This window comes from Pseudomonas sp. S3_A09, from assembly GCF_054668065.1.
In genome coordinates, this window is sequence record NZ_CP162752.1 from 4,613,300 (window position 1) to 4,620,000 (window position 6,701).

The 6,701-nt window shown below is 59.6% G+C and carries 6 protein-coding genes and 1 pseudogene; 2 read left to right on the forward strand and 5 right to left on the reverse strand.

From position 1 onward, the window contains the following. The first annotated feature begins 44 nt into the window (after positions 1-44). On the forward strand, positions 45-1,853 hold the full coding sequence (locus AB4N92_RS21575; protein WP_047543438.1) for an aminopeptidase P family protein: 1,809 nt from the start codon (positions 45-47) through the stop codon (positions 1,851-1,853). Here the strand turns inward: AB4N92_RS21575 and AB4N92_RS21580 are convergent. Next, on the reverse strand, positions 1,846-2,754 hold the full coding sequence (locus AB4N92_RS21580) for a LysR family transcriptional regulator (protein ID WP_042571648.1): 909 nt from the start codon (positions 2,752-2,754) through the stop codon (positions 1,846-1,848). The two genes, AB4N92_RS21575 and AB4N92_RS21580, sit on opposite strands and share 8 nt — an antisense overlap. A gap of 115 nt (positions 2,755-2,869) precedes the next feature. Between AB4N92_RS21580 and AB4N92_RS21585 the strand changes: the two are divergent. Next, positions 2,870-3,855: pseudogene (locus AB4N92_RS21585) on the forward strand (zinc-dependent alcohol dehydrogenase family protein). Here the strand turns inward: AB4N92_RS21585 and AB4N92_RS21590 are convergent. The 4 genes from AB4N92_RS21590 to rhtA form a co-directional block, all read right to left on the reverse strand. Further along, positions 3,852-4,442, reverse strand: a complete 591-nt coding sequence (locus AB4N92_RS21590; RefSeq protein ID WP_236267024.1) for a 2-hydroxychromene-2-carboxylate isomerase — start codon at positions 4,440-4,442, stop codon at positions 3,852-3,854. The pseudogene AB4N92_RS21585 and the gene AB4N92_RS21590 sit on opposite strands and share 4 nt — an antisense overlap. Positions 4,443-4,477: 35 nt before the next feature. Beyond that, complete coding sequence (locus AB4N92_RS21595) at positions 4,478-5,209, reverse strand: SDR family oxidoreductase (protein WP_010211576.1); 732 nt, start codon at positions 5,207-5,209, stop codon at positions 4,478-4,480. Between the two features lie 111 nt (positions 5,210-5,320). Continuing rightward, positions 5,321-5,602, reverse strand: a complete 282-nt coding sequence (locus tag AB4N92_RS21600; RefSeq protein ID WP_021492088.1) for a hypothetical protein — start codon at positions 5,600-5,602, stop codon at positions 5,321-5,323. Between the two features lie 163 nt (positions 5,603-5,765). After that, positions 5,766-6,653: a threonine/homoserine exporter RhtA gene (rhtA, locus tag AB4N92_RS21605; RefSeq protein WP_010211573.1), complete on the reverse strand. Its 888-nt coding sequence runs from the start codon at positions 6,651-6,653 to the stop codon at positions 5,766-5,768. Positions 6,654-6,701 lie beyond the last annotated feature (48 nt).

The window sequence follows — 6,701 nt, forward strand, 5'->3', positions numbered from 1 at the left end:
CTATCGCAACACATAATAATTATTCGTGGTTAGCAGGAGACACAATGAGTACGCAGCCTTTGACCCATGGAACGGTTCCCCAGCGCCTGGCGCATACCCGTGAACTGATGAGCCGCGAGGGCATTCACGCCCTGCTGGTGCCGTCGGCCGACCCGCACCTGTCCGAATACCTGCCGGGTTACTGGCAGGGGCGGCAATGGTTGTCGGGGTTTCATGGTTCGGTGGGGACGCTGATTGTCACTGCGGATTTCGCCGGTGTGTGGGCCGACAGCCGTTACTGGGAACAGGCGACCAAGGAACTCAAGGGCAGCGGCATCGAACTGGTCAAGCTGCAGCCGGGCCAACCCGGGCCACTGGAGTGGCTGGCCGAGCAAACACCGGAAGGGGGTGTCGTCGCGGTGGACGGTGCAGTCATGGCTGTGGCGTCGGCGCGAACCCTGGGTGGCAAGTTGGCAGAGCGTGGCGCCCGACTGCGTACGGATGTCGACCTGTTGGATGAAGTCTGGAAAGACCGCCCGGCATTACCGAACCAGCCGATCTATCAACATTTGCCACCGCAGGCCACTGTCAGCCGTGGTGAAAAACTCGCCTCACTGCGCGCCGCCTTGAAAGAGAAGGGCGCCGATTGGCATTTCATTGCAACCCTGGATGACATCGCCTGGCTGTTCAACTTGCGTGGTGGTGATGTTTCCTTTAACCCGGTGTTTGTGTCCTTTGCATTGATCAATCAGCAGCAAGCCACGTTGTTCGTGGCGCTGAGCAAAGTCGATGGTGAGCTGCGGGCGGTGCTGGAGCAGGATGGCGTGACGCTGCGCGACTACAGCGAAGTGGCTGACGCGTTGCGCGCGGTGCCTACGGGCGCCAGCTTGCAGGTGGACCCGGCGCGCGTCACCGCTGGCCTGCTGGAAAACCTGGATGCTGGCGTCAAGCTGGTCGAAGGGCTTAACCCGACCACATTGGCCAAGTCCCGCAAGAGTCTTGCCGACGCGGAACATATCCGCCAAGCCATGGAGCAGGATGGCGCGGCGCTGTGCGAATTTTTCGCCTGGCTGGACAGTGCGTTGGGTCGTGAACGTATCACCGAACTGACCATTGACGAACACCTGACTGCTGCGCGCACCCGTCGGCCCGGTTATGTATCGCTGAGTTTCAACACCATCGCAGCCTACAACGCCAATGGCGCAATGCCGCATTACCATGCCACTGAAGAAGAGCATGCGCTGATCGAAGGTGATGGCTTGTTGCTGATTGACTCGGGTGGCCAGTACCTGGGCGGCACCACGGATATCACGCGGATGGTGCCTATCGGCACGCCGAGTGACGAGCAGAAGCGTGACTGCACCCGCGTACTCAAGGGCGTGATCGCCTTGTCCCGTGCACACTTCCCGAAAGGGATCCTGTCACCACTGCTGGACGCCATTGCCCGCGCGCCGATCTGGGCGGAAGGCGTGGACTACGGCCACGGCACCGGGCACGGTGTAGGCTATTTCCTCAATGTGCATGAAGGCCCGCAAGTGATTGCCTATCAGGCCGCCACGGCACCGCAAACGGCGATGCAGCCGGGGATGATCACTTCCATTGAGCCGGGCACCTACCGTCCGGGACGTTGGGGTGTGCGCATCGAGAACCTGGTGCTCAACCGCGAAGCCGGCAAGACTGAGTTCGGCGAGTTCCTGAAGTTCGAAACCCTGACCTTGTGCCCGATCGATACGCGCTGCCTGGAGCCCGCGCTGCTGACGGCGGACGAGCGCGAGTGGTTCAACGCTTACCACGCTGAGGTGCGTGCGCGGTTAAGCCCGTTACTCAGTGGTGCCGCGCTTGAGTGGCTGCAGGTACGCACTGCGGCTATTTGATCGCTTGCAGTTCAGGGGCCTGGGCCAGGGCGTCGGCCATATAGTCGACGAATGCCTTGACCCGGGCTGACTGGCGACGGTTGGGCGCCGACACCGCATGGATCGGCAGCGACTGCGCGGTGTAGTCCTGCAACAGTGCGACCACGCGGCCGGCCTTCAAATCGTCGTAGAACAACCATAGGGGCGACAGCGCAATGCCGAGCCCCGTCAACACCATTTCCCGCACCGCTTCGGAGTTGTTGCTCTGGGCGTTGCCGGTGATGCGCACGCTGTGTCGCGTGCCCTCCTTTTCGTACACCCACTGGTTCTGGCTGCTGAGCAGGTTGAAAAGCAGACAGTTGTGCTGGCTGAGCTCATGCGGGGTTTGGGGCGCGGGATGGCGGGCCAGGTAGTCCGGGCTGGCCAGGGTGACCCGGTGGGTGGTACCGATCTGTCGTGCAATCAAGCCACTGTCGCGCAATTCGCCAATTCGCAGAGTCACGTCCAGGCCTTCGCTGACCATGTCCTGCAGGTGATCGTTGAGTTGCAGGTCCACCTGCACGTCAGGGTATTGCTGCAGGAAATCGCTGAGGCGGGCAGCAATATGCAGGCGCCCGAAACTGACCGACGAACCGATGCGCAAGGGACCGGCGATCGCCTCTTTGCCGGTCTGGAAACTGTGTTCGGCAGCGTCCACGGCGGCGAGGATTTCACGGCAATGGCTGTAGTACCGTTGACCTTCGTCGGTCAGAGACAGTTGGCGCGTACTGCGGGCAATCAACTTGCCGCCCAGTTCGGTTTCCAGGGCGCGCAGTATTTTGCTGATGGTGGGCTGGGTGGTCTGCATTTCCCGGGCGACGGCGGAAAAACTGCCGCGTTCAATTACCCGAACGAAAATCGCCATTGCGTTGAGTTTGTCCATGAGCTGTCCGAACCATGCCAAATGGGCATGAGCACTATAGCTTTTTAGCGTCTTATCAGCATGAGTCGGCAGACGGATCATGGGCGTCATCCTCCTATGACACGAGATCGCCAACATGACTGATATGCACGCTTTGATTGTGGACGCCGTGGATGCGCCGTTTCGGCTGACGACAATGCCCAAGCCAGTGGCCGGCGCTGGCCAAGTGCTGGTTCGGATTCGCGCCAGTGGCCTTAACCCATTGGACGGCAAAATTCGCGCAGGCCAGGCTGCTCATGCGCGCCAACCTCTGCCGGCGGTACTCGGGATGGACTTGGCGGGCACCGTTGAAGCCGTCGGCCCTGGCGCGGGTGGGTGGCAGGTTGGCGATGATGTGTATGCGTTGGCAACCGGGATTGGCGGCGCACAGGGCTCGCTGGCGGAATATGCGGTAGTTGATGCGCGCTTGCTGGCGAAGAAACCCGCGACCTTGAGCATGCGTGAAGCGGCGGTGTTGCCGCTGGTGTTGATTACGGCTTGGGAGGGTTTGGTGGACCGGGCTCAGGTAGGTTCTGCACACAAAGTGTTGATCCAGGGGGGGCTGGCGGGGTAGGGCATGTCGCGGTGCAATTGGCGCTTGCTTACGGCGCGCAGGTGTATGCCACAGGCTCTGCCAGGCATCGCTCGGTCATCGAGGGGCTTGGCGCGACGTTCATCGATTATCAGCAGCAGACGGTTGAAGCCTATGTCGCGCAGTACACCGCGGGCGAAGGTTTCGACATTGTGTATGACACCGTCGGCGGGGAGACGCTGGATGCATCCTTCCGAGCGGCCAAGACCTATCACGGTCATGTAGTGAGTTGCCTGGGATGGGGGCAACACAGCCTGGCGCCGTTGTCCTTTCGTGGGGCGAGCTACTCTGGCGTGTTTACCTTGTTACCGTTGTTGACTGCAAAAGGGTGTGAACATCACGGGCAGATCCTTTCCGAGGCCGCGCGGTTGATCGATGCCGGTAAGCTCAAGCCGATCATGGATGGGCATCAATTCGATTTGCACAGTGCAAACGCCGCTTACGATCTGCTAGCAGGCGGCGCGCAAGGGCGCTTGGCGATCGAGATCTAACTCAAGGCTTCACGCACGAAATCCAGACGGTCCTGACCGAAGAACAACTGTTTGCCTACAAACATGCTGGGTGCACCGAACACGCCGCGTTGAACGGCCTGTTCGGTGTTGTCTTTGAGGGCAGCCTTTACACGTTCTTCATTAGCCAGTGCCAGCAGCTCATCCGGGTCAAAGCCATGTTCGGTGAGCACGGCAGCCACCACGGTGGGGTCTCCCAAGTGGCGGCCATCGACCCAGAGCGCGCGGAACAGGCAATCGACAACGTCCTGGAAACGTTCAGGGTGGTGAAATTGGACGCCGGTGATCACGCGCATCAATACCAGGGTGTTGATGGGAAAATGCGGGTTGAACTGGAGCGGCACGTTGTAGCGACGGGCATAACGTGCAAGGTCATCAAACATGTAGCGACCTTTTGCGGGAACGGTGATTGGAGAGGCGTTGCCGGTGGCCTTGAACACGCCGCCCAACAGCATGGGCTTGTACACCAACTGCGTACCGGTTGCCGCGCACAACGCCGGCAGTTGAGTGTAGGCCAGGTAGGTGGCAGGGCTGCCGAGGTCAAAGAAGAATTCCAAGGTTTTACTCATGGTCGATGCTCGCTGCTTATTGTTATGGGGCGTGCTCACCAGGGTTCATTCCAGGGGCGCAGGTCCAGTTCGAAGGTCCAGGCATCGCGTGGCTGGCTATGCAGGTACCAATAGTTATCGGCGATGTGCTCGGGGTTGAGGATGCCGTCCTGGTCCTTGAGCGCGTATTTTTGCGGGAAATTGTCGCGAATGAAGTCGGTGTCGATGGCGCCGTCGACCACGATATGGGCGACGTGGATGTTCCTGGGGCCCAATTCCCGCGCCATGCTCTGCGCAAGCGCCCGAATTCCGTGCTTGGCCCCGGCGAATGCAGCAAAACCTGCCGCACCGCGCAACCCTGCGGTGGCCCCTGTGAACAGAATGGTGCCTCGATTGCGCGTGACCATGCGCTTGGCCACCTCGCGTGCATTCAGGAAGCCCGAAAAACAGGCCATCTCCCAGATCTTGAAATACTTGCGCGCGGTTTCTTCGAGGATGCTGCACGGGACGTTGGCGCCGATGTTGAACACGAAGGCTTCGATGGGGCCCAGGTTGGTTTCGATGTTTTCGATCAGTGCGATGACGTCGTCTTCCTTACGTGCATCGCAGGCAAACCCATGGGCCTCGCCGCCTGCAGCTTGAATACTGTCTACCAGTGGCTGCAGTTTGTCGGCACTGCGGCGTGTCACGCAGGCCACATAGCCTTCGCGGGCAAAGCGTTTGGCAATGGCGCCGCCGGTTGCGTCACCGGCGCCCACTACCAATACGATTTTCTTGTTGTGCGTCATGGGAACTCCGTTGGCTCGATAGTCGAGCAGGAGTTTAGACGCAGCGCCGCGAAGGGCTGGATTTGTATCTGGAATTTAATAGGAGCAGTCAGGGGATGACTGCTCGAGCAACTATTTACAGATGACGATCATGCTTCGGCTGGTATAGCCGGCAGGATTGAGGCCGAAGGGGTAGTCCCCTGGTTCCTCGGAGTTGTCACCGGACTTTGCGATAACCCGATAGCCCTTGGCGCCGCAAGAGTTGGTTGCGCTGGTGTAGCACTGGTCCCAGGAAGAAGACAGGCCGGAACAGTTGATATGCAGCCCTTTTTTGCCACGTTTCACTTCTGTCTTGGTGGTCGCGGCACAACCGGCAATCGCCATGACCATTAACAGTATAAAAATTCGCTTCATTCCTATCCTTAATAGCCACCCTGCAGTGCTACAGGCGGCTCTACTCGCTCTCGGGTGTCGCGTTAGCGCTGTCCTTGTCGGAGTTCTCCATGAATGACATTTGTTGACCGCTTAAACATGGCCTAAATGAGCGCCAAATGCCAGAGCTACATTCAAACAGCCTTCAATCGGCTGGAACCAGCGGTTTTGAGTCGTTGCGCATCGTCACCGTTGCGCCTACGGAGGCCAAGATGATGCAAATGATAGCCAGCCACTGCGCGAATGACAGGTGTTCGTGCAGGAACAACAGGCCGGAGAAGGCGCCAAACGCTGGTTCGATGCTCATGAGCGTGCCGAAGGTGCGGGCGGGAAGGCGCGTCAGTGCGACCATTTCCAGGGTATAGGGCAGAGCGGTGGACAGAATGGCCACACCGATGGCGATAGGGATCAACGCGGGGGTCAGCAATGCGCTGCCTGCATGGACGATGCCGATAGGGGCAACAAACAAGGCTGCGATCATTACGCCAAGGGCGGCGGTCTGCACGCCGTTGTCATTACCGGCTTTCTGACCATACAGAATGTAGAGCGCCCAGCAGACCCCGGCACCCAGAGCGTAGCTCGCTCCCACTAGATCGATCCCGCTGCTCGCTTCGCCCAGTGGGATAAGCAAGAGCAAGCCGATGATCGCCAGGGCAATCCACAGGAAGTCGACTGCGCGTCGAGAGGCATAGATAGCGACAGCCAACGGGCCGGTGAATTCCAGGGCGACCGCAATCCCCAAAGGTACGCTGCGCAGGGACATATAGAAGAGGAAGTTCATGCCGCCCAATGCCATTCCATAGATGATCACCGTTCGCAGGGACTTTGCCGTCAACGTGGCGCGCCATGGGCGTAATAGAAACAGCATGATCACGCTGGCAAAAATCAGGCGCAGTGCCGTGGTGCCCTGTGCCCCGACGATAGGGAACATGGTCTTGGCCAGCGAGGCGCCGGACTGGATGGAGGCCATGGCGATCAGCAGCAGGCCAATGGGGAACAATGTCGCGCCCAGGCTGCGGGGGGAGGTGGTCATTTGGGAGTGTTTGTCCAAAGTCATAGTAAAAGAAGCATGGGCGCTATG

What these genes read in the sequence shown, in the direction of transcription:
- AB4N92_RS21575 (WP_047543438.1), top strand. Translation starts at nt 45, where the DNA reads ATGAGTACGCAGCCTTTGACCCATGGAACGGTTCCCCAGCGCCTGGCG.
- AB4N92_RS21580 (WP_042571648.1), bottom strand. Translation starts at nt 2,754, where the DNA reads ATGGACAAACTCAACGCAATGGCGATTTTCGTTCGGGTAATTGAACGC.
- AB4N92_RS21590 (WP_236267024.1), bottom strand. Translation starts at nt 4,442, where the DNA reads ATGAGTAAAACCTTGGAATTCTTCTTTGACCTCGGCAGCCCTGCCACC.
- AB4N92_RS21595 (WP_010211576.1), bottom strand. Translation starts at nt 5,209, where the DNA reads ATGACGCACAACAAGAAAATCGTATTGGTAGTGGGCGCCGGTGACGCA.
- AB4N92_RS21600 (WP_021492088.1), bottom strand. Translation starts at nt 5,602, where the DNA reads ATGAAGCGAATTTTTATACTGTTAATGGTCATGGCGATTGCCGGTTGT.
- rhtA (WP_010211573.1), bottom strand. Translation starts at nt 6,653, where the DNA reads ATGACCACCTCCCCCCGCAGCCTGGGCGCGACATTGTTCCCCATTGGC.